General features: G+C 57.7%; 26 protein-coding genes. 19 read left to right on the top strand and 7 right to left on the bottom strand.

Annotation, left to right across the window (positions count from 1 at the left end; translation table 11 throughout):
• Window position 1: 1 nt before the first annotated feature.
• Both glcD and QIT27_RS03665 read right to left on the bottom strand, forming a co-directional pair.
• Entirely contained in the window at window positions 2-1,501 is a 1,500-nt protein-coding gene (glcD, locus tag QIT27_RS03660) for a glycolate oxidase subunit GlcD (RefSeq protein ID WP_285262915.1), read from the bottom strand.
• Window positions 1,502-1,700: 199 nt separating this feature from the next.
• Complete coding sequence (locus QIT27_RS03665) at window positions 1,701-3,392, bottom strand: L-lactate permease (protein WP_253017594.1); 1,692 nt, start codon at window positions 3,390-3,392, stop codon at window positions 1,701-1,703.
• 362 nt (window positions 3,393-3,754) lie between these two features.
• Here QIT27_RS03665 and QIT27_RS03670 point away from each other — a divergent pair, with 362 nt between their 5' ends.
• The 3 genes from QIT27_RS03670 (at window position 3,755) to QIT27_RS03680 (ending at window position 5,750) form a co-directional block, all read left to right on the top strand.
• The gene (locus QIT27_RS03670) at window positions 3,755-4,447 is read left to right on the top strand and encodes a glutathione S-transferase family protein (protein ID WP_159343107.1); all 693 of its coding nucleotides are present in this window, start codon (window positions 3,755-3,757) and stop codon (window positions 4,445-4,447) included.
• Window positions 4,448-4,526: 79 nt separating this feature from the next.
• Window positions 4,527-5,216 carry a glutathione binding-like protein gene (locus QIT27_RS03675; RefSeq protein WP_159343106.1) on the top strand — a complete coding sequence of 230 codons (690 nt, stop codon included), beginning with the start codon at window positions 4,527-4,529 and terminating at the stop codon, window positions 5,214-5,216.
• Between the two features lie 177 nt (window positions 5,217-5,393).
• Entirely contained in the window at window positions 5,394-5,750 is a 357-nt protein-coding gene (locus QIT27_RS03680) for a phasin family protein (protein WP_054640956.1), read from the top strand.
• A gap of 77 nt (window positions 5,751-5,827) precedes the next feature.
• Here the strand turns inward: QIT27_RS03680 and uraD are convergent, their stop codons facing one another.
• Entirely contained in the window at window positions 5,828-6,373 is a 546-nt protein-coding gene (gene uraD, locus QIT27_RS03685; RefSeq protein ID WP_159343104.1) for a 2-oxo-4-hydroxy-4-carboxy-5-ureidoimidazoline decarboxylase, read from the bottom strand.
• A 138-nt stretch (window positions 6,374-6,511) separates the two neighbouring features.
• Here uraD and uraH point away from each other — a divergent pair, with 138 nt between their 5' ends.
• Genes uraH through QIT27_RS03700 form a run of 3 tightly spaced genes read left to right on the top strand, consistent with a single transcriptional unit; the run spans window position 6,512 to window position 8,817 of the window.
• Window positions 6,512-6,865 (top strand): hydroxyisourate hydrolase, encoded by a 354-nt coding sequence (gene uraH / locus QIT27_RS03690; protein ID WP_285262916.1) that lies wholly within the window; start codon window positions 6,512-6,514, stop codon window positions 6,863-6,865.
• Window positions 6,866-6,876: 11 nt separating this feature from the next.
• Window positions 6,877-8,076 carry a urate hydroxylase PuuD gene (locus QIT27_RS03695; protein WP_285262917.1) on the top strand — a complete coding sequence of 400 codons (1,200 nt, stop codon included), beginning with the start codon at window positions 6,877-6,879 and terminating at the stop codon, window positions 8,074-8,076.
• Between the two features lie 24 nt (window positions 8,077-8,100).
• Window positions 8,101-8,817, top strand: coding sequence for a GntR family transcriptional regulator (locus QIT27_RS03700; RefSeq protein ID WP_253017602.1), 717 nt, complete (start codon window positions 8,101-8,103; stop codon window positions 8,815-8,817).
• 138 nt (window positions 8,818-8,955) lie between these two features.
• Here the strand turns inward: QIT27_RS03700 and QIT27_RS03705 are convergent, their stop codons facing one another.
• The 3 genes from QIT27_RS03705 to QIT27_RS03715 form a co-directional block, all read right to left on the bottom strand.
• Complete coding sequence (locus QIT27_RS03705) at window positions 8,956-10,428, bottom strand: NCS1 family nucleobase:cation symporter-1 (protein WP_285262918.1); 1,473 nt, start codon at window positions 10,426-10,428, stop codon at window positions 8,956-8,958.
• A gap of 65 nt (window positions 10,429-10,493) precedes the next feature.
• Window positions 10,494-11,864: an NCS1 family transporter gene (locus QIT27_RS03710; protein WP_253017606.1), complete on the bottom strand. Its 1,371-nt coding sequence runs from the start codon at window positions 11,862-11,864 to the stop codon at window positions 10,494-10,496.
• A gap of 127 nt (window positions 11,865-11,991) precedes the next feature.
• On the bottom strand, window positions 11,992-12,747 hold the full coding sequence (locus QIT27_RS03715; protein WP_285262919.1) for an aspartate/glutamate racemase family protein: 756 nt from the start codon (window positions 12,745-12,747) through the stop codon (window positions 11,992-11,994).
• 263 nt (window positions 12,748-13,010) lie between these two features.
• Here QIT27_RS03715 and puuE point away from each other — a divergent pair, with 263 nt between their 5' ends.
• The 13 genes from puuE to QIT27_RS03780 all read left to right on the top strand — a co-directional run bounded on the left by puuE (window position 13,011) and on the right by QIT27_RS03780 (window position 24,130).
• A complete protein-coding gene (gene puuE / locus QIT27_RS03720; protein WP_285262920.1) occupies window positions 13,011-13,934 on the top strand; it encodes an allantoinase PuuE in 924 nt (307 codons plus the stop codon).
• Window positions 13,935-13,948: 14 nt separating this feature from the next.
• Window positions 13,949-14,833 (top strand): MurR/RpiR family transcriptional regulator, encoded by an 885-nt coding sequence (locus QIT27_RS03725; protein WP_285262921.1) that lies wholly within the window; start codon window positions 13,949-13,951, stop codon window positions 14,831-14,833.
• Window positions 14,834-15,099: 266 nt separating this feature from the next.
• On the top strand, window positions 15,100-15,954 hold the full coding sequence (locus QIT27_RS03730) for a transporter substrate-binding domain-containing protein (RefSeq protein WP_285262922.1): 855 nt from the start codon (window positions 15,100-15,102) through the stop codon (window positions 15,952-15,954).
• Window positions 15,955-15,962: 8 nt separating this feature from the next.
• On the top strand, window positions 15,963-16,640 hold the full coding sequence (locus tag QIT27_RS03735; protein ID WP_285262923.1) for an amino acid ABC transporter permease: 678 nt from the start codon (window positions 15,963-15,965) through the stop codon (window positions 16,638-16,640).
• The gene (locus QIT27_RS03740) at window positions 16,637-17,293 is read left to right on the top strand and encodes an amino acid ABC transporter permease (RefSeq protein ID WP_285262924.1); all 657 of its coding nucleotides are present in this window, start codon (window positions 16,637-16,639) and stop codon (window positions 17,291-17,293) included. Before QIT27_RS03735 ends, QIT27_RS03740 begins: the two co-directional genes overlap by 4 nt.
• Window positions 17,274-18,002, top strand: coding sequence for an amino acid ABC transporter ATP-binding protein (locus QIT27_RS03745; protein WP_253017617.1), 729 nt, complete (start codon window positions 17,274-17,276; stop codon window positions 18,000-18,002). The genes QIT27_RS03740 and QIT27_RS03745 overlap by 20 nt, the downstream gene beginning before the upstream one ends.
• A gap of 104 nt (window positions 18,003-18,106) precedes the next feature.
• Window positions 18,107-18,943 (top strand): bifunctional allantoicase/(S)-ureidoglycine aminohydrolase, encoded by an 837-nt coding sequence (locus QIT27_RS03750; protein ID WP_285262925.1) that lies wholly within the window; start codon window positions 18,107-18,109, stop codon window positions 18,941-18,943.
• A gap of 42 nt (window positions 18,944-18,985) precedes the next feature.
• Window positions 18,986-19,477, top strand: a complete 492-nt coding sequence (locus QIT27_RS03755) for an ureidoglycolate lyase (protein WP_285262926.1) — start codon at window positions 18,986-18,988, stop codon at window positions 19,475-19,477.
• Between the two features lie 84 nt (window positions 19,478-19,561).
• Window positions 19,562-21,046: a pyruvate kinase gene (pyk, locus tag QIT27_RS03760; RefSeq protein ID WP_159343089.1), complete on the top strand. Its 1,485-nt coding sequence runs from the start codon at window positions 19,562-19,564 to the stop codon at window positions 21,044-21,046.
• 4 nt (window positions 21,047-21,050) lie between these two features.
• On the top strand, window positions 21,051-21,818 hold the full coding sequence (gene modA, locus QIT27_RS03765; RefSeq protein WP_285262927.1) for a molybdate ABC transporter substrate-binding protein: 768 nt from the start codon (window positions 21,051-21,053) through the stop codon (window positions 21,816-21,818).
• A complete protein-coding gene (gene modB, locus QIT27_RS03770) occupies window positions 21,818-22,486 on the top strand; it encodes a molybdate ABC transporter permease subunit (RefSeq protein ID WP_285262928.1) in 669 nt (222 codons plus the stop codon). The genes modA and modB overlap by 1 nt, the downstream gene beginning before the upstream one ends.
• Complete coding sequence (locus QIT27_RS03775) at window positions 22,479-23,612, top strand: ABC transporter ATP-binding protein (protein WP_285262929.1); 1,134 nt, start codon at window positions 22,479-22,481, stop codon at window positions 23,610-23,612. The genes modB and QIT27_RS03775 overlap by 8 nt, the downstream gene beginning before the upstream one ends.
• Window positions 23,609-24,130 carry a DUF192 domain-containing protein gene (locus QIT27_RS03780; RefSeq protein WP_285262930.1) on the top strand — a complete coding sequence of 174 codons (522 nt, stop codon included), beginning with the start codon at window positions 23,609-23,611 and terminating at the stop codon, window positions 24,128-24,130. Before QIT27_RS03775 ends, QIT27_RS03780 begins: the two co-directional genes overlap by 4 nt.
• Before the next feature lie 9 nt (window positions 24,131-24,139).
• On the opposite strand, the gene QIT27_RS03785 is transcribed toward QIT27_RS03780, so the two are convergent.
• Entirely contained in the window at window positions 24,140-25,003 is an 864-nt protein-coding gene (locus tag QIT27_RS03785; RefSeq protein ID WP_285262931.1) for a DMT family transporter, read from the bottom strand.
• Between the last annotated feature and the right edge of the window lie 101 nt (window positions 25,004-25,104).

Consider the following 25,104-nt stretch of genomic DNA (forward strand, 5'->3'; position numbering starts at 1 on the left):
ATCAGAAGCGTGGCAGTTCCGGATGCGGTAACTCGTTGTTATGCACATGCATCGCGCCAAATTCGGCACAGCGCGCCAGGGTGGGAATGTTTTTCCCTGGGTTGAGCAGCCGTTTGGGGTCGAACGCCGCTTTCAGCGCGTGGAAGACCGTCAGCTCATCGGGCTGGAACTGGCTGCACATCTGGTTGATTTTTTCGCGCCCCACGCCATGCTCGCCGGTAATCGAGCCACCGGCGGCTACACATAGCTCCAGGATCTTGCCGCCTACGTCTTCCGCCAGGGCAAGCTGACCCTCTTTGTTGGCATCGAACAGGATCAGCGGGTGCATATTGCCGTCACCCGCGTGGAATACGTTGGCCACGGGCAGGCCGCTCTCTTCGGATAGTGCGGCAATGCCTTTCAACACGCGCGGCAGCTCGCGGCGGGGAATGGTGCCATCCATGCAGTAGTAGTCGGGTGACATGCGGCCTACGGCAGGGAAGGCATTCTTGCGTCCGGCCCAGAACTTGGCGCGCTCGGCTTCGTCCCGCGCCTGTTGAATGTTAGTGGCTCCAGCTTTTTCAAGTACGCGGCGCACGGTGTCGCAGTCGTCGTCCACGTCGGCTTCCACACCATCCAGCTCACAGAGCAGAATGGCTTCGGCTTCCACGGGGTAGCCTGCCTTGATGAAATCTTCGGCGGCTTTGATGGCGAGCTTATCCATCATTTCCAGGCCACCGGGGATAATGCCTGCGGCAATGATGTCGCCCACCGCGCGGCCCGCTTTTTCAATATCATCGAAGCTGGCCATCAGCACTTTGGCGGTTTCTGGCTTGGGCAGCAGCTTCACGGTGATTTCCGTGACCACCCCAAGCATGCCTTCTGAACCGTTCATCAGGGCCAAGAGATCAAAGCCGGGCGCATCCAGGGCTTCAGAACCCAGCGTCATGTGCTCGCCTTCAATGGTCAGCACATCCACCCGCATCACGTTATGCACGGTGAGGCCGTACTTCAGGCAGTGCACGCCGCCGGCATTTTCGGCGACGTTGCCGCCAATTGAGCAGGCGATTTGCGAGGAGGGGTCGGGGGCGTAGTAGAGCCCGTAAGGGGCGGCCGCCTCGGAAATGGCAAGGTTGCGCACCCCTGGTTGAACGCGGGCAATGCGCGCGTCGGGGTCAACGGTAATAATTTGGTTGAACCGCGACATGACCAGCAGCACGCCCTGCTCAAGCGGCAGTGCGCCGCCGGAAAGGCCGGTGCCTGCGCCCCGGGTCACCACGGGTACGCCCAGTGCATGGCAACGCTTTAACAGGCCTTCGACCTGTTCCAACGTTTCCGGCAGGGCCACCAACATCGGCAGCACGCGGTAAGCGGCTAAGCCATCGCACTCGAAAGGGCGTAAATCTTCTTCCCGATGCAGCAGCGTTAATGAGGGCACGGCGCCTTGCAGGTCGCTAAGCACCTCGGCTTTATCACGGCGGACAAGCTCACCATCAAGGCGCTCGTCGTAAAGGATATTCATGGTAACTCCTATGGATGAGGAGGAGAGACAGCTATCTAATCACTTGATGGAAAATATTTCCATAATATGTCGATGCTTTTGGAAGTATTTTTCATAAAGTGTCGAGAGTGGTTGGTGAGGATACAATCCGGCTTTTTAATGTAGTGCTGGGTAGCCCTAAGGCTACCCAGCCGTTCCTACCGTGAGGTAACGTTACTCCTTACATCAATGGGTCAGTCACACCCAAAACATAAAACGCGATCAGCGCGATAATGCCGGTGAAGACCAGGTAGTAGATGGTCGGGATGATCGTTTTACGAATGGTGGTGCCCTCACGGCCGAGTAGGCCGACGGTAGCCGACGCCGCCACGACGTTGTGAATTGCGATCATGTTACCTGCGGCCGCACCCACGGCTTGCAGTGCGACCATCATCGCCGTGGAGAGCCCAAGCGTTTCGGCCACGCTGAACTGGAACTCCGCCAGCATCAGGTTAGACACCGTGTTGGAGCCTGCAATAAAGGCGCCCATGGCCCCCACTGCCGGGGCAAAGAACGGGTAGATACCGCCCACACCGTTAGCCACCGCTTGTGCCATCATGACGGGCATCGAGACCAGATCCGCGCCGTTGACGCCGGAGTTGATCAGGATACGTACCATCGGCACGGTGAAGATCAGGACGAAGCCCGCACCAAAAATGGTTTTGGTCGACTCGGATACTGCAGCGCTTAACTGGCGCGGGTTCATGCGGTGCAGGAAGTAAGTCACCAGCACGACGGCAAGGATGATACCGCCGGGCAGGTAGAGCGGCTGAATGCCACCGCTAACACCGGCTTCACCAAAGATATTCGCCCAGTTCAGATTGATGGAGGTCAGCGCGGCTTTAAGCGGCTCGATGGTGCGTGAGGCCACCAAAAATAGCGCGAGCAGTACGTAAGGTACCCAACCTTTAAAGGTGGACATCGGTGCTTTACCGGCCACATCGTCCAGCTTGATTTGCAGGTTGCCGATCCACTCGTCCGGCCAGGCAGTCGATTCTGGGAAGTCCCAGGTATCTTTGGGCAGCAGGAAGCCTTTACGCGCGGCAGGTACCACAATCGCTAGGCCCACCATCGCACCAATCATGGAGGGGAATTCCGGACCAAGCAGCACGCCTACCAGCATATAAGGCACGACGAACGAGATACCGGTGAAGATCGCGAAAGGCGTGATGGATAGCCCCTCTTTCCAGGAACGGTTGGCACCGAAGAAACGCACCATCACCACGACTAAAATCAGCGGCATTAAAATACCGACGATACCGTGAGTGATTGCTACAGAGCTGGTCACCTGCTGAAAGAATACGTCCCAGGTAGAACCGTTCGCTTCAAGCTGTGCGGTAATGTCTGCACGGTTCAAGCCGCTACCTACACCCACGACGATGGGCGTACCCACGGCGCCGAACGATACCGGTGTGGATTGGATCATCATGCCCACCACCACGGCGGCCAACGCTGGGAAGCCTAATGCCACCATCAACGGGGCTGCCACGGCTGCCGGTGTACCGAAACCAGACGCGCCTTCAATGAAGCAGCCAAACAGCCACGCAACAATCAGCGCTTGTACACGGCGGTCAGGGCTGATGCCCGAGAAGCCGTTGCGAATCGCGGTGATGCCGCCTGAGTGTTTAAGCGTGTTGAGCAGTAAGATCGCGCCGAAAATAATCCACAGCAGGCCAGCGGTCTGGATAAGCCCCTGCACGGTGGATGCCGCCACGCGGCTAAACGACATATCCCAAGCGGTCAGACCAATAATGGCTGCCGTCAGGAAGACAATCGGCATCGCTATTTTGGCCGGGATTTTGAAGCCTATGAGCAATATCCCAGCGAGCAACAGCGGCAGAAATGCCAGAAGAGCGAGTATAGTTTCATTCATGGGAGGAACGGCCCCTTGTTATTGATTTGGTGTGCTCCGCAGTAGCCAACTTGTCATTTCAATGATAGTTGGGTCAGCGTGAAAGATACGGTCAGGCGGGCTGAATGACTACATTGGAAAATTGGTCTTACCAGTGTGGGTTGGCTCGTGAGTGCAAAAACCAAGCGGTCGTTTTAAATTAAGACGTTGTTTTTGTGAGGCTTTGAGCTTTACGTTAGCGTGCTAGCCAGACAGTGCCCATTAGACTAATAGACAGTGCGGCAAGCCTTCACGCAGCGAGCCTAGCGCGCAGCTTGCGTTGTTGATCGCTTAGACTCACTGTAGTGGCGATGCACTCACCATGACAAAAGGAGTACGATCCAATGGCGATTACCTTATATGACCTATGCGGCCGCGATGAGCGCCTGCGTTTTTCCCCTTACTGCTGGCGTGTGCGGATGGCGCTGGCCCATAAAGGGCTGGAGTACACCACCGTGGCTTGGCGCTTCCAGGAGAAAGACGTTCTCGCGTTTGCCGATTACGACAAGGTGCCTGTACTCACTGATGGCGACAATGTGGTCACCGATAGCTTCGACATCATGCGCTACCTAGACCGCGCTTACCCAGAGGCCCCGGTGGTGGGCGAAGGGGTGAGCCTTCAGCGCTTAATGCTGTTTAAACAGTTAGTAGAACGCAGCATTACCCCCGCGCTGTTTAAGATCGTCGCGTTAGATCTGTTAGCCGCGATTCACCCAGATGATCGTGATTACTTCCGTAAAACCCGTGAAGCGCGTTTTGGCGCGACCATGGAAGCCGTTCATGATCCCGAGCAGGGGCGTCAGCTGCTCAAGCAGGCGCTGGTGCCGGTGAGCGCTCAACTGAAAGAGAGTCCGTTTTTAGATGGCGATGCCCCCAGCGGTGCCGATTATCTGCTGTTTGGCAGCATGATGTGGGCTTACACCGTCTCCACGGAAACGTTGGTGGACGACAAGGACCCCGTTGCCGCATGGTTCCAACGCATGCTCGAGGTCCATGACTCCGCGGCAGGGAAGGCCCTGACGGTTCGTGATCTATAATAGGTAGGGCGGCACTTGGCCGCCTGACACCCACAGGCAGCACTAACGGCTTAGGCCGTTAGTGTGTAAGGAGATGGCAATGATTGACCTGTACTACTGGACAACCCCGAACGGCCACAAAATCTCCATCATGCTTGAAGAGGCAAAGCTGGCTTACCGCATCAAGCCGATCAATATTGGCCGTGGCGAGCAGTTTGACCCTGAGTTTTTGACGATTGCGCCCAATAACCGGATCCCCGCCATCGTGGACCACGCCCCTAACGATGGTGGTCAGCCCATGGCGCTGTTTGAATCAGGCGCCATTTTGGAATATCTCGCCGACAAAACGGGGCAGTTCCTGCCAACAGAAGGGCGCGAGCGCTACGTGGTATTGCAGTGGCTCCACTGGCAAATGGGCGGTCTTGGCCCCATGGCGGGGCAAAACCACCACTTCTGCCACTACGCCCCGCAAAAAATCGAGTACGCCATTGAGCGCTACGTGCGCGAGACCAACCGGCTATATAGCGTATTGGATCAGCGGCTCTCCCAGCAGCATTACGTTGGCGGTGACCGCTACTCCATTGCCGATATGGCGATTTACCCTTGGATCGTGCCGTGGGAGAAACAGCGCCAGACCCTGGAAGAGTTTCCCGACCTCGAGCGCTGGTTCGAAGAGGTATCCCAACGCCCGGCGGTGCGTAAAGCCTACGCGCTAGTGGAAGATATCAATCCCCAAGCGGGAGTCACGATGGATGATGAAGCTCGTAAGCATCTGTTTGGCAACCGTTAATCCAACGGCTTTTTCTGGCCTTTGAGTGGGCGAAAGTGTGGCAAGCGCAGCATGTTGAAAAATCATGTTGCGCTGCACAAAAAGCGCTGCTAGCTTTGTGGGTAGCAACGGCAAACGCCCACTACCGGCCTGCCTCGGCGCGGGTCGAATCGCTAGCTCACTCAAGGAGATTACGTGATGAACAAGGCCGCAGAGAAAACCAGTCAGCAGTTCGAGTCGGTATTCGTGTCCCCCATGCGTTCCTACACGTTGGCGGCACTGAACTACTACGAGCAGCTGGTCGGCGCGCAGATGGATGCAGCCCGTGCCTACTCCGACATGACCATCGCTCAAGCGCGTACGTGGTTAGACGTGAAAGATGCGGATAGCTTCAAAAAAGCGATGGAGAGCCAGCAAAAAACTGCTGCCGATCTGATGGAGCGCATGAAAGGCGACTCTGAAAAAGTCACTTCTATCAGCCAAAGCTTCATGCAAGACAGCCAGAAAATGGCCGAAGAAACGACCAAGAAAGCGGTAGAGACTGCCAAGCAGTAATTATCCCGCTTGAGTGAAAAAATGCCGCGCCCAGAACCGAATCTGGGCGCGGCATTTTTGTCGAGATGACGTAAAGATTACCGTGATGCTTCGTCAGCACGGGCCCGCAGCCGGAAGCGTGCAATACGAATAATTTGTTGAATCGCGGTTTCACGCTCTTGGGCCAAGCCGTTCTCCAAACGCTCTTCGAATGCCGCGAGGATGTCGTAGCGGTTCAGCCCTTTCACCGCAATGACGAACGGAAAGCCAAATTTCTCTTTATAGGCCGCGTTGAGCTGCTCAAAGCGGGCAAATTCCTCGGGCGAGCACTGGTCGAGCCCTGCGCCTGCCTGCTCGCTGGTGGAGTCGTGCGTTAACTCTCCCGCCAGTGCGGCCTTACCCGCTAGATCGGGGTGAGCCCGAATAACGGCAATCTGCTGCTCGGGCGTTGCCTGTCGCAGCATCAAACCCATCAGTTCGGCCAGTGCGTCAGGGGTGTCATGTTCTGGACGCAAGCCCTGCTGCCAAGCAGCCTCTGCCACCCAGGGCGAGTGCTCATACACATCGCCATAGTGGGAAACGAAGTCTTCCAGGCTGCACTGGCTGGGGGCAGGGGATAGCGTGAGTGGGGTAGCGGTCGGCACAAAAACTCTCCAGGCGTGCGAAAAGGGAAATGCTGTATACAATAAATAGCATCAACGGTACTCTTTGACCAATAGGTCAAACTCTACACATACCCTCTATCCATAACACCAACAACCCCGCCAATGTAAGGAGTGACGATGGGACGCTTAACTACCCACGTGCTGGATACCGCCAAAGGGCAGCCCGGCCAAGGCATTACCATTGAGGTCTTTCGTCTAGCGGGCGGCAGCCGCGAGCACTTAGGCTCCACCGTCACTAATAGCGATGGCCGTTGCGATGCCCCCCTGTTAGAGGGCGAGGCGCTCATACCCGGTGAGTATGAGTTAGTGTTCCACGCGGGGGATTATCTACGTCGTCAGGGCGTCGACGCCGTCGAACCGCGCTTTTTAGACGTGATTCCGCTGCGCTTTGGCGTAGCCGATGCAAGCCAGCACTATCACGTGCCGCTGCTGCTCTCGCCGTATGGCTACTCGACCTACCGCGGTAGTTAAGAGGGCGGATCATGCAAGCGTACATCGTTGAATTCGTAAACCTACTGCTGCGCTGGCTGCACGTGATTGCGGCCATTGCCTGGATCGGCGAGTCGATCTACTTCGTGATGCTGGATAACGGCCTGCGTACTCCCAAAGCCGCTGAAGATCGTGAGAAGGGAGTCTTTGGCGAGATGTGGGCTGTGCATGGTGGCGGTTTCTATCATAACCAGAAATATGCCACGGCCCCGGCCAAGCTGCCCAACGACCTGCACTGGTCATTCTGGAAAGCCTATACCACGTGGCTATCGGGTTTCGCGCTGTTCGTCATTCTCTACATGGTGAACCCCGGTTTCTACTTAGTGAACCCGGACAGCAACTGGGCCTGGGCGGCTAACCTCACCGGTTGGCAGGCGAACCTGCTGGCGCTTGGGTTCCTGCTAGGTGGCTGGGTGGTGTACAACGAGTTATGTAAGCGCATCAGCCCCAACATGGAGCGCGATGGCCTGCTGAGTATTGCCGTAGCGGTGATGATGGTGGTGGTGGCCTACCTAAGTACCCAGATGTTTACCGGGCGGGCGGCATTTCTGCTCACCGGCGCGGTAATGGCCACGGCGATGTCGGCCAACGTCTTCTTCTGGATTATTCCCGGCCAGCGCCGCATGGTAAAAGCCATGAAAGCGGGGGAGACCCCCAACCCGCTGGACGGCAAACGCGGCAAGCAGCGTTCGGTGCACAACACCTACTTCACGCTGCCCGTGGTTCTGCTGATGGTGAGTAATCACTACTCCTTTATCTACGCCCACGAGCTTTCCTGGGTGGTGATGGTGCTGTTTATTTTTGCCGGAGCGCTGATTCGTCAGTTCTTTGTGCTGATGCATGCCGGTAACATTCAGCCTGCCTACCCTGCGGTAGGCGTTGGGCTGATTCTGCTCGCGTTCTGGGTGGCAGCGCCCAGCCCACGTGCCGCCGTGGAAGGCGTTGGCGGTGCGCCCACGCAAGCGCAAATATCTGGACTCATCGAGCAACACTGTACCCAGTGCCATGCCCGCAACCCTGAACATGCCGGTTTCTCCGCGCCGCCTGCAGGCTATGCCTTCGATAGCTGGGACGATATTCTTGGTCACAAAGCGCAAATCCAACAGGTTGTTGGCAGTCGCTACATGCCGCTTGGTAATATCACCAACATGAGTGACGAAGAGCGCGATATCATTGCGGCCTGGGAGGAGTAATCAGAGTCGCAGACAGGAGACACTATGAGTGATGCGCAGGCGGCGTTAAAACGGAGGCCTTCTGACAAAGAGGGCGATGAGCGCCACGAAGCGATTTACCGGGCGGTGAGCGATGCGATTGTGGAGCAGCGTCTTAAGCCCGGCGCTCGGCTGCGCGAAGATGCGCTAGCGGAAGTATTCGGTATTAGCCGCACGGGGATTCGTAAAATCCTCCAGCGGCTGGCGCTGGAGCAGCTTGTTACCTTGACCCCGCGTCGTGGGGCCAGCGTAACGCGCCCCACTGCCGATGAAGCGAAAGACGTGTTCGATGCCCGCCAGCTGATCGAGTGCGGGCTAATGCCCGATGTGGCCAGGCGAATGAACGCCGCGGCGGCAGCGGAGCTTCGCGACATGGCCCGCCAAGAGCGCCAAGCCCTACGCAGCGGTCAGCAGAGCGTGGCGATTCGTCTCTCGGCGGATTTTCACGTGCGTCTCGCGCAGCTCTCCGGCAACGCCACCCTGGCAGAATTTGTTGAACGCCTCTGCTCCCGCTCCTCGCTGATCCTCGCCGTCTACGGCCATCGCGGCCACTTAGGCTGCGAATCCCACGACCACGACGACCTGATTGGCTACCTGGAAACCGGCAACGGCGAACGCGCCAAAGCCTTTATGAGCCGCCACCTCAAAGCCATCGAAGCCTCGCTCTCTATGGTTGAAGAGGAAGAGAACGTCCCGGATCTGCAGCAGATTTTTGGCGCGTAGCGACTCAGCTCTGCTCAGCTTTAATGACGGCTAAGCCGCTTCTCGAGACTCCCCACTAACATAAAAACGCCACCGGAGCTTATCCGGTGGCGTTTTTAGTGGTTATCTAACGTGTGTGGTGCTTCATCACTACATGGCTTAGTGCGCTTTCTGCTCAGCCATCACGGGCGCTGCCTTAAACCGCTTCATCAGCCCGTAGTAGAACACCCCACCCAAACCTGCGCCGATCAGCCAGCCGTAGCCGCCTAAGCTGGCTAAGGCCGGTACTAGTACGGTAGAGAGCGAGAACATCGCCGCCACGCCAAAGGCAATAAGAGCGCGGGTGTTCCAGCCGTTGACGTAGTAGTAAGCGCTGCCGGGGGCTGAGGAGAATAGCTCCTGCATATTGAGGTGCTGGCGTTTGATCAGGTAGTAGTCCACCACGATGATGCCGTAGAACGGCGCGACGATAGCGCCCAGCGCATTCACAAAGCCCGGCACGCCAATTTGGCTGATCACCGAGATCCACAGCGCACCCACGAAAAAGGCAATCACGGCGGTAATCAAGCCGCCCATTTTGAAGCTGATTTTGCTCGGGAACAGGTTGGCTAAGTCGTAGGCGGGGGGAATGAAGTTAGCAACGAGGTTAATACCCACCGTAGCGGCAAAGAAGGTGAGAGCAGCCACAATGGTCAGCGGCAGTGAATCGACGCGCTCCACGATATCCGCCGGGTTGGTGAGCGCTTCGCCAAACAGTACCAGCGTGCCTGCGGTAATAATCAGAGCAATAAACGAGAAGAACGCCACGTTCAAGGGCAGGCCCAGCAGGTTGCCCAGCTTCATCTGGCGCTCGGTTTTCACAAAACGGGTAAAGTCGCCGAAGTTGATCACCACTGCGGCGAAGTAGGCCACCATCGTACCCACAATGGCGAGAAACGCACCCAGGCCACCCTGCTCACCGTTGCCGCTGAAGATGGTGCCAATGGCGGGGAGCAGCTCGCTACCGGCTTGTACCCATACCACGATCATCAACACCACCATTACCCCATAGACCAGTGGGCCTGCCCAGTTCAGGAAGTGTTTGATGCGCTCGATGCCCTGCCAAAAAATCGCGATCTGAAATAGCCACACAATCACGAACGACAGCCACGCCACCCCGGAAAGGCCAAGAAAGGTACCCCCGTTGCCCACGCCAAACAGCGCGGTGATCAGCAGGGCCACGGCGGTGGAGGCGAAGTAGGTCTGCACGCCGTACCAGAAAATACCCACGATGGCGCGCAGCATGGCAGGCAGGTTGGCACCACGAACGCCCATGCTGGCGCGTACCATGACCGGGAAAGGAATGCCGTACTTCACGCTGGGTTTGCCGGTCAGGTTGACCAAAAACATGACGATAATCCCGGCCAGAATAATCGCGGCCATCACGGCCCAGCCGTTAAGGCCATAAGAGAGAAACAGAGACGCTGCCAGGGTGTAGCCAAACAGGCTTTGAATATCGTTAGACCAAACGTTAAAAATCTCAAAAGCGCCCCAAGTGCGGTGCTCTGGCTTTAGCGGGGCGAGGTCTTCGTTATAGAGCGTTGGATCAATCTGCTGGATGTTTAGGTCGCTTTGGCTGGGGTGTTCATTCATTGCAAGGCTCGTTATCCGGAAATGGTCGCCTGCCACGCGAGGGTGGCAGGCGTTGGCAAGGCGAGTTACTGAGTGAATCGCTGGCAGGCGGGCCAGTGTTTCATCAGCAGGTAGTAGGTCAGTCCGGCAGGAATAAGGCTGGCGTACCAAGAGACCGCCGAGAACGAGAGCGCTGCGACAATACCTACCGCTGTCGCTATCAGCGCCGCTTGGTTAATGCCTTGATAGGGGCCGTTTTCATCGTAGAGCTTGCCGATATCCAGCGTGCGGCGGCGAATCACGTAGTAGTCCACCACCAGAATGGCGAAGATGGGGCCAAGGAACGCGGAGTAAGTTTGTACAAAGAGCTGCAACCCTGCGGCCGATTCAGGCTGCACCAGTTTCCAGGGGAAGGTAGCGAAAGCCAGCAGGCCCACAATGACGGTGGCGACGGGGAACTTGAGCTTGAACACGTCCATCAGCACGTAGGTGGGCGGCACCACGTTATTCAGTACGTTGGTGGTCACCTGGGCGAAGGCGATAAACAGCAGTGTGATCATCAGTAGCGGCGTGTTATCCACCGCGTTGGCGAACACTTGGATAGGGTCGGCGGTGCCGGTGGCTTGCGACACCATGTAGCCAATCAGGCCCATAAACAGCGTGCAGGGCAGAATCGACATGGCGTAAATAGTGGTTAATAGCCCTTGGCCGGTGCCTTTTTTATGCTCGCGGGAGTAATCGCTCACATTCAGCATCATGGTGCTGTAGATGCCCAAAAACAGCATAGTGGCGCTCCAGAAGGGCATCCCCCAAGAGCCTTCCATGGTCAGCAGGCTGGTGGAAAGCTCATCGCCGTAACGCTGCACCGTGGCGTAGAACATGTACATCAGCGAGCAGAGAATAAAGGCGCTGCCGATATTTTCCAGCCACTTAATACCCTGAAAGCCGAGTACCGAAAGGCCAATCTGCAAACACTGGAAAGCAATGAAGTAGAAGATCAGGTTATCGAAGCCGAACAGCGTCGCCGACACCATGTTAAGGGCACCTGCGCCAATCCAGCTTTGAAAACCGTACCAGACGATGGCAGGCACGGCGCGCACAAGGCCTGGAATACGCGTGCCGGTAAAGCCAAACGCGCTGCGTGCCTGCACCATAAACGGAATGCCGTATTTGTAGCCAGCAGCCCCATTAATGGCGAGCGCCACGCCAATCACAAAGCAGCCAATGGCGATGGCCAGGGTGGCTTGAAGCAGGTTGAGCGTGCCCACCACGCTTGAGCCCATGGCGAAGGTGCCGATAGAGACACACCCTCCGAACCAGGCTAAAAAGTAGGAGGTGCGCCCCATAATGCGGGTGCTTTGTGGAGCTAAGCTTTCCGCCCCAACGGCTTTGGCGGTGGCGGGGCTAGCCGCTCCCGGTAGTTCATCTGAGGTAAGAGCAGAGGTTGAAGTGCTCATGTTACCGTCCTCGCAAGATTATCGATGTTATTGGCAACCTGGGCACTGTGGCCCAGGAGACGCTTGCGGCGTGGCGTGCTAATGGCGGTATTCGTACGGTTGTTATAGTTTTATGGTGCGTGATTTTTTAGCGTGTGGGTGGCAGGGTTAGGTTGGAAAAATCCGCGAACTTGCCGGTAAAGGGTTTCGGGCGAGGGTAGTCTAAATCGCCGTATTTGCTGGTATGTAAGCCCAGCCCCACCAGCGACTCGGCAAGCTTCAGCGCCGCGCTTACCCCTTCCACCACGGGCAGGCCAACTTCGCGGCTAATGGCGTGGGTGAGGTTCGCCATCCCGCCACAGCCCAGCACAATCGCGCCGATGCCATCCTCATCGCGGGCACGGCAGCACTCTTGCACAATGCGGCTAAAGGCAGCGTCAGGGTGGTCTTCCAAATCCAGCACCGGAATTTCAGCGGCGCGAATGCGGCGGCAGTGGTGGCTAAAGCCGTACTGCTCAAGAAGGTGCTCGGCAATAATGCCGGTACGGCCTAGGGTGGTCACAATCGAGAAGCGCGTGCTAATCAAGGTGGCCATGTGAAAAGCGGCTTCGGCAATGCCAATCACTGGGGCGCGGGTCAACTCGCGTGCAGCCAGCAAGCCTGGGTCACCAAAGCAGGCCACTACGTAGGCATCAATATTGCCCTCGCGCTCGCCTTTCAGCACTTCTTCGGCCACGCCCACTGCGCTCACTGCTTCATCGAAGTGGCTTTCGATAGAGACCGGGCCAGCGTCGGGTTGAGTGGCGCTCACCGTGGTCGATGGGGCCGCTAACTGTTCGGCTGCTTGTCGAATTGTCGCCGTCATGGCAGCCGTGGTATTGGGGTTAATCAAGCGTATATGCACGGGGTGATACTCGCATGTGAACAATATTTTCTATCTTGTATACGAAAATAGGGCGCTTTTCTGCGATGCGCAAGCCCTTTCATGCAACGGTTTAGCGCTCGTAGAGTTGACCAAGTGTTCAGGTTTCAAAGGGTTAGCGTGCTGTTGAGCCGAAAAGCGTCGTCATCTCAATTAATTAGCCCTGCGTTGAATTGCGATGGCCGTTCAAAATGGCTATTTTGTATACAAACTAAAACGCTCTGCCTTTGTTAAGGAGCCTGTCCATGACCTCTCATTACCCTCGCGATTTAATCGGCTATGGCCGCACGCCGCCCCACGCTAACTGGCCAGGCAAGGCCAAGATCGCCGTTCAATTTGTGCTTAATTATGAGGAGGGCGGCGAGAACTGCGTGCTGCATGGGGATTCAGGCTCGGAGCAGTTTTTGTCCGAGATTATCGGTGCGGCCAGCTACCCAGACCGCCACCTGAGCATGGAGTCCATCTACGAGTACGGCTCCCGCGCTGGCGTGTGGCGTATTCTGCGCGAGTTCGAGCGCCGTGGGTTGCCACTGACCGTATTTGGGGTGGCGATGGCGCTAGAGCGCCACCCGGACGTGGCCCAGGCGTTTAAAGAGCTTGGCCATGAAGTGGCGTGCCACGGCTACCGTTGGATTCACTACCAAGAAACTCCTGAGCATGTCGAGCGCGAACATCTGCAAAAAGCCATGGAGATCTTCCAGCGCTTGTACGGTGAAAAGCCTGAAGGCTGGTACACCGGGCGCGATAGCCCCAATACGCGCCGTTTAATTTTGGACGAAGGTGGTTTTCTTTACGACAGCGACTACTACGGCGACGACCTACCGTTCTGGACCAAGGTGAGCGATAGTCAGGGGGCTGAGCATAACCACCTGATCGTGCCTTACACCTTAGATACCAACGACATGCGCTTTGCTGCCCCGCAAGGTTTCAATACGGGGGATCACTTCTTTACCTACCTGCGCGACGCCTTTGATGTACTGTATGCCGAAGGGGAAGAAGCGCCGAAGATGCTCTCGATTGGTATGCACTGCCGTTTGCTGGGCCGCCCCGGGCGCTTCCGCGCGCTGCAGCGCTTCTTAGACCATATTGAAGCCCACGACCGAGTGTGGGTGGCTCGCCGGGTCGATATCGCCCGCCACTGGGCGGAGCATCATCCCGCGCCCAAATAACGAAACAGGACACTATGACGCCCCATATCGGACAACGGATTGCCGCCCAGTTTGATGCACTTAGCGCCCAAGAGCAGCGTGTGGCGAGCTTTATTCTGGATCATTTTGATGATTTGGCCGTGTATAGCGCCGCTGATCTGGCGCGTTTGACCGGGGTGTCAAAATCCACCGTGAGCCGCTTGTTCAAGCGCCTAGGCTTTGAAAGCTACCGCACGGTAAAAACCCACGCCCGGCAGCTGCGTAATTTGGGTGTGCCATTGGTGATTGATGCCCATGCCATGGAGGAGGAGAGCGAAAGTGGAGCACCGTTCCAGCGCCACCTTCAGCGGGAGCAGGAAAATCTGCAGCGTTGTCTCGGCAATCTTGACCACCACGACTTTGCTGCCATGGTGGATGCGTTAGCAGGGGCACAGCAGGTGCTCGTGGTGGGCTTTCGCAACAGCTACCCGTTGGCGCTGCATCTACGTCAGCAGCTCGTTCAGGCCCGCGGCCAAGTGCGTTTGGCTCCACAGCCCAACCAGTCGTTGGCCGAAGAGCTGGTGGACTTAACCGAACACGATACCGTGGTACTGTTTGGTTTTCGCCGCCGCCCATCGGCGTTTGCAGCTTTAGTTGCTGCACTGGAGCGTTCACCCGCGAACGTACTCTTGATTGCTGACCCCACCGCCTCGCCGTTTGCTTCGCAAGTGACGTGGTGGTTAGAAGTGCCGCTAGAGAGCCTTTCAGCGTTTGATAGCTACGCCACCGCCAACAGCGTGATTTGCCTGTTGGCGAATGGCGTTTTGCACCAACGCCTAGCGGATGGTCGCGAACGGATCAGCGCGATTGGTGACCAGTACGCTGAGTTAAACGAGCTGGCATCCCCCGTCATGAGCGTCGATTGGGATGCCCATCAATAATGGTGCGGCCTACCCGCTCTCTGCACCAAAGATAACCGCCGTATGCTCTGTGTACCCGGCCTGCTGGGTGCATTTTCCTGCCTGATAGTTACCTAACACGCTGTTCTTAAGGCGCTTTCCTTTTAGCTGGTCTCGTTATTGCAGATGCGGGTCGTAGTGTGAAACGAAAGTTTCTTTGTTTTGCCTTGTGCAACAAAGCTTTCATCACACTACGCACAAATTTTTCTTCTCGGCATTGGCTTGCGACTCACTTTAAGGAGAGCGTCATGGGAACTACCCCTCAGGGCTTTAAAGATTCGGTTCAGCACTACTTAAAACGTCTTCAAACCGGCGTAGTGGCCACCGGTATGGCGGCCACTCTGGCTGTGGGTGGGCTGAGCGCTAGCACAGTGGCTCACGCCGATGCGCTGGAAGCTATTGAGTCTCGCGGCACGATTCGTATTGCGGTACCGCAGGATTTTCCGCCCTTTGGCTCGGTAGGCACTGATCTACAGCCGCGCGGTTACGATATTGATATGGCAAATTATTTGGCCGAAGAAATGGGCGTCACCCTGGAGCTGATTACCGTGACCAGCGCTAACCGCATTCCCTATTTGCAAACAGGGCAGGCGGACTTGGTGATTTCTAGTTTAGGTAAAAATCCTGAGCGGGAAGCGGCGATTGATTTTTCGGATGCCTACGCACCGTTCTTCCTCGGTGTGTTTAGTGCGGACGCAGACGAAAGTGTGGATGGCCCTGAAGGCTTCGCTGATAAAACCATTGGCGTGACTCGTGGTGCGGTAGAGGACATGGAGCTTTCCAACGTTGCGCCAGAATCCACCACCATTCAGCGCTTTGAAGATAACGCCACGACGATCTCGGCGTTCCTTTCTGGCCAAGTTGATTACGTGGCGACAGGCAATGTGGTGGCAGCAGAAATCGCCGAACGTAACAGCAATCGCGCACCGTCGTTGATGTATCAACTGAAAGACTCTCCCTGCTACGTGGGGCTGAACAAGAATGAGCCAGCGCTTTTGGAAGAAGTGAATCGCCTGATCGCTCAGGCATTGGAAGATGGCACGCTCAACGAGTTCTCCCAGCGCTGGTTCAGTGCGGATCTCCCCGACAACTTCGGTAGCTGAGAGGTAGCATGGGGCCAACACTCGATTTTCTCACCCTGTTGCCCTACGTCGGCGAGCTGGTCAAAGGCTTCACCACCACGGTCGCACTGACCGTGGTGACCACGTTGACCGGGCTAGGGCTGGCAGTAGCGGTAGTGTATTTACGTGTGAACGGGCAGCCTTGGATGCGCTGGGGGCTAGGCGGTTATGTCGAAGTCACCCGTAACACGCCTTTTATTGTGCAGCTATTTTTTATCTTTTTTGGTTTGCCGGGGCTCGGTATCAAAATCGACGCCATCACGGCTGCCTTTATTGCCATGACGTTGAACCTGGGCGCTTACAGCGCCGAGATTTTACGTGCGGGTATTAGTGCCACGGCGAAAGGGCAGCTAGAAGCCGCCAGAGCGCTGGGCATGAGTACCCTGCAAAGTTACCGCCATGTGGTGCTGGTGCCTGCTTTTGCTAGGGTCTATCCCTCGCTGATTAGCCAGTCAATCATCGTCATGTTGGGCTCGGCGGTGGTGTCGCAAATTTCCGTCTTCGATCTGACCTACGCCGCTAACTTCATCCAGTCCCGCAACTTTAGAAGCTTTGAAGTCTATCTGCTGATTACCTTGGTGTACTTGCTGTTGGCGTTCGGTATGCGCCGCGCCTTTATGCTGGTGGGTAAGCGTGTGTTCGCATATCAGCAAGGAGAGCAACGATGATTGAGTTCACGCTGTGGGATATCGTACGCAACCTGCTGCTCGCCGCCCGCTGGACGGTGGTGTTGTCACTGATTGCCTTTGTCGGCGGCGCCACGGTAGGGCTGGCGCTCACCTTGATGCGCCTTTCTAGCCGCCGCTGGTTGCAGCGCTTGACCGCGCTGTATGTGGATCTGTTTCAAGGCACGCCGCTATTGATGCAGCTGTTTTTGATCTTTTTCGGCGCGGCGGCCATGGGGCATCCCATCTCTGCCTGGTGGGCGGCTTCGATTGCCCTCACGCTGTTTACCAGCGCGTTTCTCTGCGATATCTGGCGTGGCTGCTTGGAAGCCGTCGCCAAAGGGCAGTGGCACGGTGCCTGCGTGCTGGGTATGAACTACTTCCAAACCATGCGCCACGTGATCCTTCCTCAGGCGCTTCGGCTCTCGATTCCGCCCACAGTGGGGTTCTCGGTTCAGGTGATTAAAGGCACCGCGCTGGCATCCATCATTGGCTTCGTGGAACTCACTAAAGCGGGCACGATGTTGAATAACGCCACCTTCGAGCCGTTCACTATCTTCACTCTTGTGGCCCTTTTTTACTTCGCGCTGTGCTACCCGCTCTCCTGCTACGCGCGCCATTTGGAGAAAAAGCTCTATGACGCTGGTCTGCGTTAATAACGTTCATAAAGCCTTTGGCGACCTGCAGGTGCTCAAAGGGATCGACCTCAACGTTGCCCAGGGTGAAGTGGTCGCCATTATCGGCCGCAGCGGTTCAGGCAAAAGCACGCTGCTGCGCTGCTTGAACCAGCTCGAACAGCACGATAGCGGCGAGATTACCATTGCCGAACAGCAGCTCGATGCCGGTACCATGTCGCCCAAAGAGCTTAGTGAAAACGTCGGGATGGTGTTTCAGAGCTTTAACCTGTTTCCCCATAAAACCGTGGGTGAAAATGTTTGCTTGGCACCCGTGGTAGTGCGTGGCGAAGCCCGTGCCGATGTCGAGAAAGTCGCCCGCGAGGTGCTGGATAAAGTCGGCCTGGGGGATAAGTACGATGCTTACCCCGCCCAGCTTTCCGGCGGCCAGCAGCAGCGGGTAGCGATTGCCCGGGCGCTGGCCATGCGCCCCAAGGTGCTGCTGTGTGATGAAGTCACCTCAGCGCTAGACCCTGAGTTAGTCGGCGAAGTACTGCGCGTGCTGGAAGCGTTGGCGGCAGAAGGCATGACGCTGATTTTGGTCACCCACGAAATGGGCTTTGCTCGGGATGTGGCTGACCGCGTGGTGTTTATGCACCAGGGGCGCATACACGAAGAGGGTGAGCCTGCCGAGCTGTTCAGTAACCCTAAAACCCCAGAGCTTAAGCAGTTTATCTCTGCGGTGCTTTAAGGTTTGTCTGAAGTCGCACCGCGTAATATTGTATACAAGAAATAGGCGCAGCATCCTCATGCTGCCATGACCGCTGAGTACGCCACTCACTCCAGGGAGAGACAATGCCAACAACACGCCAACCCGCTCACTATTACGCCCCCACCGGCGGGCACCCGCCGCAAACCCAGCTCACCGCTGATCGTGCGGTCTTTACCGAGGCCTATGCACTGATCCCCAAAGGCGTGATGCGCGATATCGTGACCAGCAACCTGCCGTTTTGGGAGGGCACTCGGTTGTGGGTGCTGGCGCGGCCGCTGTCGGGATTTGCGGAAACCTTCTCCCAGTACATCATGGAAGTGCAGCCTGAGGGCGGTAGCGATAAGCCTGAGCTAGACCCTCAGGCGGAAGGCGTGCTGTTTATTGTGGAGGGTGAGTTAACGCTCACTTTAGCGGGCGAGCGCCATACGATGGGCCCAGGTGGCTACGCGTTTATTCCACCTGGCAGCCACTGGCAGGTGCGCAATGAAACCCACGAGCCGGTGCGTTTCCACTGGGTACGCAAAGCCTACGAGTATGTAGAAGGTCTGGAAGTGCCCAAAGCCTTCGTGACCAACGAGCAAGAGATCGCGCCGATCGAAATGCCGGGCACCGAAGGCCGCTGGGCTACGACGCGTTTTGTCGACCCCAACGACGTGCGCCACGATATGCACGTCAATATCGTTACCTTTCAGCCGGGCGGCGTGATTCCGTTTGATGAAACCCACGTGATGGAACACGGCCTCTACGTACTTGAAGGCAAAGCGGTGTATCACTTGAACCAGCAATGGGTCGAAGTGGAAGCGGGCGACTTTATGTGGCTACGCGCCTTCTGCCCTCAGGCGTGCTACGCCGGCGGCCCTGGCCCGTTCCGCTACCTGTTGTACAAAGACGTTAACCGCCATGCGGCGCTCAAAATCTGAGTTGGGAAGCCCACCACAACGATCACTCGTTAGGATGATGCTATGTTACATCTGACGGCAAAGCCGCTAACGGCGGAGGCGTTTGCGCCCTTTGGAGACGTCATCGATGCCCGCACCTCCGCGTCGTATCCAATTAACGCCGGGCGCACCCAGCGCCATCACGATCTCGCCAAGGTGGAAACCCTCGGTGACAACGCTCGAACGCTGATCAATATTTTTGTCAGCCAGCCAGTGACGCTGCCGCTCAACCTCACGTTTTTAGAGCGCCACCCCCAGGGCACTCAAGCGTTTATGCCGCTGCATCAGGAGCGCTTTATTGTGGTAGTGGCACCGCCTGGCGACACCATTGCGCCAAACGAGGTGCAGGCGTTTGTCACCGACGGCCGCCAAGGGGTGAACTACCACGCCGGTACTTGGCACGCGATTCAGTCGGTGTTGGAGCGCGAAGGGGAATTCCTGGTGGTGGATCGCGGTGGGGATGGCAATAACTGTGACGAATATCCCCTGGATGTTACCGTCACTTTAGCGGAATAGCCCACCGCAAGTGCATGCGAGTGTCATCTTGGTTGGGTTATCCTGATAAGCTGACACTCTACTCTATGAACGGTTAGGACATTTATGAGCGCAAACACCCATATCCCCCTTCGTCGTACCAAAATTGTCGCGACCCTCGGTCCCGCCAGCGACCGTGAAGGCGTGCTGGAAGCCATGTTGAAGGCGGGGGTGGATGTGGTCCGCTTGAACTTTTCCCACGGCACGGCGGACGACCATCGTCGCCGCCTTGCCCGTGTGCGTGAAATCGCCGCTCAGCTAGGCCGCAGCGTGGCCGCGCTAGGTGATTTGCAAGGCCCCAAAATTCGCGTTGCCCGCTTTAAAGAGGGGGCGGTGTATTTGGAAGAGGGCCAGCCGTTCGTACTGGATATGGCCATGGACAGCGATGCCGGTGATATCCACAGCGTCGGATGTGATTACAAAACCTTGGCCGATGACGTATCGGCGGGAGACCGCCTGCTACTGGATGATGGTCGCGTGGTGCTGGATGTTACTCGCGTAGAGGGCAAGCAGGTTCACACTGAGGTGGTGGTGGGCGGCAAGCTCTCTAATCATAAAGGCATTAACAAGCAGGGCGGCGGGCTATCTGCTCCCGCGCTGACAGAAAAAGATAAAACCGACCTGAAAACCGCCGTCGAGATTGGCGTTGATTATTTGGCTATTTCCTTTCCCCGTTCAGCGGAGGATATGCTGGAAGCCCGCCGCTTGCTGGGTGAAGAGGGCAAGGAAATTGGCCTCGTTGCCAAAGTGGAGCGCGCCGAAGCCGTGGCCGATGACGCCACGCTGGATGGCATTATCGAAGCCTCCGAAGCGGTGATGGTGGCCCGTGGCGACCTCGGCGTGGAAATTGGCGATGCCAAACTGGTCGGTGTGCAGAAGCGCATGATTAAACGCGCCCGTTCGCTTAACCGCGCGGTGATTACCGCCACCCAAATGATGGAGAGCATGATCTCCGCGCCGCTGCCCACCCGCGCTGAAGTCTTCGACGTGGCTAACGCGGTGCTGGATGGCAGCGATGCGGTCATGCTCTCTGCGGAAACCGCCGCAGGCGACTACCCGCTGGAAACCGTAGAAGCGATGGCGCGTGTGTGCCTGGGTGCCGAGCGTGAGCGGGTCGCCCAAGAGTCGGGCCACCGTATCCACGAAGGCTTTACCCGCCCGGATGAAACCATTGCACTTTCCGCCATGTATGCCGCTAACCACATGAAAGGCGTGGTGGCGATTGCCTGCATGACCGCCTCTGGTTACACGCCGCTGATTGCCTCGCGCATCCGCTCGGGCTTGCCCATCGTCGGCCTGGCTCACAACCCGATTGCCCAGCGCCGTATGGCCATGTACCGCGGCGTGGTCTCACTTCCCTTCGATACCTCGGAAATGACCGCCACCGAGCTTAACGACCAAGCCCTTACGCTATTGGTGAAGCAGGGCGTCGCCAAGCCGGGTGATCACGTCATCCTGACCCGTGGCGACCACATGAACGCCCACGGCGGCACCAACACCATGAAAGTGATGGCCATTACCGAGCAGCACGCCGAAAACGCGAAGGCGTAAACGAATGCGCGCACTGCTGCTCCTGTGCGGTTGGCTGCTAAGCGCGCCTGTGATGGCGGGCGCGCCCATTGTAGCGGCGGCGTCTAGCCTGCAGTTCGCCCTGAAGGAAGCCGCCGCCCAGTTTACCCAGCAGACCGGGCACACGCTGCGGCTTAACTTCGGCTCCTCCGGCAACTTTCGTCGTCAAATCGCCCAGGGCGCGCCCTTCGAGCTGTTTTTGTCAGCAGATGAAGGGTTTGTTCAGGCGCTGTACGACGAAGGGTACGTGGATAACGCGGGCGTGATTTACGCCCGAGGACGGCTAGCCTGGGTACAGCCAACTGGCCGTTACTCCGTACCCAGTGAGCAAGCGCCGCTTGCCGGCGTGCAGGAGGCCATTGCCGCCTGGGGAGAGGGGCAGCGGCTGCGTATCGCCATTGCCAGCCCAGAACACGCCCCTTACGGTATGGCCGCCCGAGACGTGTTGCAAAAGGCGGACCTTTGGGAAGCCAGCGAACCGCTGAGGGTTCAAGGGGAGAATGTCTCCCAGGCGATGCAGTTTGCGCTTTCCGACGAGGCGCGAGGTGGTTTGGTGGCTTATTCGCTAGCGGTAGCACCTGCGCTAGCGGAGCGCAGCGAGGCGGTGTTGATGCCTGAAACGTGGCATACGCCGCTGCGCCAGCGCATGGTGTTAACGCCGCAGGCTGGAGAAGTGGCTCACGCGTTTTACGAGTGGCTGCAACAGGCGGATGCGAAAGCGATGTTTGAAACCTACGGATTTAGTACCGATTAATGGACTGGTCGGCGTTCTCTGTCTCGCTGCGGCTCGCGGCGTTTACCTGTCTCTTCTTATTACCTCTAGGCATTTGGTGGGGACGCGTGCTGGCGACGACACAGTTCCGTGGCAAGGGCCTTTGTGAGGCGCTGATTGCGCTGCCGCTGGTGCTACCGCCCACGGTGCTGGGGTTTTATCTGCTTCAGCAGTTTGGCCGCGATGCGCCGCTAGGCGGTACCTGGGCGGCGCTGACAGGGGGCGGGCTCAACTTTACCTTTAGCGGTATTTTGTTGGCTTCTCTGATTGCCAATCTCCCCTTTGCTATTCAGCCGATTCAGCGTGCCTTTGAGCATGTGCCTGCGAACCTGCGTGAGGCTGCGTGGTGCAGTGGGCTAAGCCCATGGCAAACCCTATGGCGCATTGAATTGCCGCTGGTGTGGCAGGGCATTTTGTCGGCGGCAGCGCTAACCTTTGCGCACACACTGGGCGAGTTTGGCGTGATTTTGCTGGTAGGCGGTGCGATTGATGGCGAGACCCGCACGCTCTCTATCGCCATTTATGATCGCGTACAGGCCTTTGATGAGCAGGGTGCGGCGAGTATGTCTGCACTATTGCTGGTTATTTCCCTGGCAACCTTAGGCCTTGTCTATGGGCTCGCTGGCAAGCGCAGGTGGTCACGTGGATGATCTGATAGTGACCGCCCAACAGGCTGGCCCGATTCCACTTAATGCCTCGTTTCGATGCGCCCCTGGGGAGCTGCTGGCGCTGGTCGGGCCATCGGGAAGTGGTAAAACTACCCTGCTGCGCACCATTGCCGGGCTTTACCAGCCTCAGCAGGGTAGCGTGCGCTGCGCGGGCAGGGAGTGGTTTCTGGCCCAAAGCGGCCAGCGCCACTCACTGCCGCCGCAAGCGCGCCAGATTGGTATGGTATTTCAGGACTATGCGCTTTTCCCTCATCTAACGGCGCTGCAGAATGTGCAGCTCGCCATGGGGCACCTGCCCCGCGCTCAAAGGTTTGAGCAGGCCGCTCAGTGGTTGAGCAAAGTGCGTTTGCAGGGGCTGGAGGCGCGCTACCCCAGCGAGCTTTCCGGCGGCCAGCGCCAGCGAGTGGCTTTGGCCCGTGCGTTGGCCAGAGAGCCCCAAGCGCTGCTGCTGGATGAGCCGTTCTCTGCGGTGGATCAGGTGACGCGTCGCCGCTTGCAGCGTGAGCTGGCGCTGTTGCGCCAACAGATTTCTATTCCCATTATTCTCGTCACCCACGACTTGGAAGAAGCCACCGCGCTCGCCGATCAAATCTGCGTGCTGCATAACGGCGTCAGCCTGCAGCAGGGCACGCCTGAGGCGTTGTTTCGGAAACCGACTTCGCCGCTTGTCGCTAGGCTGTTGGATCGCCACAACGTCTTTAGCGGGGAAGTGGTCGAGACGGACGCTGGGCGACGCTTGCAGTGGGGCGAGTGGTGGCTGGAAGTGGCAGAAGGACTAGACCGTGTTGAACCCGGCAAGCCGTTGGCCTGGTACCTACCGCCGTCAGATATCGTGCTGCATCGTCGGGGGCGGCCTTCCCAAGGCGAACGCGAAAACCCGGTGGCGGCGACGGTCAGCGAAATGGTGGTGTTGGGCGGCATGACATCAATCTCGCTGCGTGTTTCCCACGGAGATATGCTACGTTTCGACATCGCCACCCACGCGGCCAAACGTAATCAGCTTAGCTTGGGGGAAAGGGTACACGTCTCGCTGCTGGCCGAGGGGATTCATCTTATGCCCTCGCAGCGTACCCACACGGCATCACACAACAAAAGGAACCTGTTATGACCCTGACACGCCGCCAACTGCTGAAAACCGCTGTCGGTGTTTCACTCGCCGCTTGTTTACCCCTGCCACTATTGGCGGCCTGGGCGGCTGAACCCGCGCCAGCCAATACCTTGCCACTGGCGATCCATAGCGAAGGTGGCCCGCACCGTCTGGATGTGGAAGTGGCGGAAACTGCCTCGCAGCGCCAACGTGGCTTAATGGGCCGTGAGGACCTGCCAGAAGCGCGCGGTATGCTGTTTCGGTTTGAGAGCGAGCAGCCCGCCGGTAACGCTTTTTGGATGTATCGCACGCTGATTCCGCTGGATATCGCGTATATCGACGGCGAAGGGCGGATAGTGGCGATTAATACCATGCCGCCCTGCGAATCGGATACCCCCCAGGAGTGCCCCTCTTATCCTGCCGGGGCGGCCTATCATGCGGCGTTGGAGGTTAACGCGGGCTACTTTGCGGAACGTGGCATACAGGTAGGCGACTGTGTCTCGGTGCCTGCGCTGGCCGGTTTTTGCCGCCCCGAGTAACGCTCTCGCTTACGCCCTGGTTGGCCGCTGTTTGCCAAACTTCAGCACAATCAGGGCGATTCCCGCGACCACTAAGCCTCCGCCTACCAGTTTATGCACCCCAAGCGGGTCGTCCATCAGCAGCGCGCCTAAGCCCACCGCGAAAACAGGGGTAAGGAGTGTCATTGGCACTACGCGATTTACCGGGTGGCGGCGCAGCAGCGCGTACCAAATGCCGTAAGCGGCGATGGACGACATAATGGCGGTATACGCCACCGCGCCCCAGCCCAGCCAGCTTGCCTGCGTGATCGCCTGCCACTGGTGTTGCTCAAAGAGCCACGAGCCGAGCGCAACCTGAGGCACCGCAAAAAGCGCTACCCACCCCGCCAGCGCCAATGGTGCGATGGGTGGCCCGCGTTTGATCAATAGCTGCGAGACCGCCCAGCCAAACGCGCTCAACAGCAGAATGGCTAACGGTAGCGGCGAGGGCAGCGTTGGCCCTCCTGCCAGTACCACGACACCTGCAAACGAGAGCAGCAAGCCTGCCAAGCGTTTAGGCCCCAGCTTCTCTTTTAAGAAGACCACCGCCAATAGCGTCGCGAACGGTGTGCCCATCTGCACAAGCAGCGCGCCTGTTCCAGCTTCCGCTTGCCCCAAACCAATAAACAGTAGCGCAAAGTGAAGGCTGCCAAACGTGATGGAGAGCAGCACTAAAAAGGGCAGCTGCGCCCGGGTAACCGGGTAAAACGGCACCAGCAGTGCGGCCACTAGCACAAAACGCAGCGTAGTCATGAGTAGCGGCGGCAGCTCCGCCACGCCCACTTTGATCACAATGATGTTGAGTGACCAAATGGCAATGACCAACAGGCCCAGAAGCACATCACGAAGCGGCACGGCGTTCTCTCGGTGAGGGGTGAGGCGCCCTCATAGCAAAGCGCTTTTATAACGGAAAAAGGTCATTTCGACGATTTAGCAAAACATAGTGTTATAGTAAG

The sequence above is a fragment of the Halomonas sp. LC1 genome, from assembly GCF_030247125.1.
Taxonomy (GTDB): domain Bacteria; phylum Pseudomonadota; class Gammaproteobacteria; order Pseudomonadales; family Halomonadaceae; genus Vreelandella.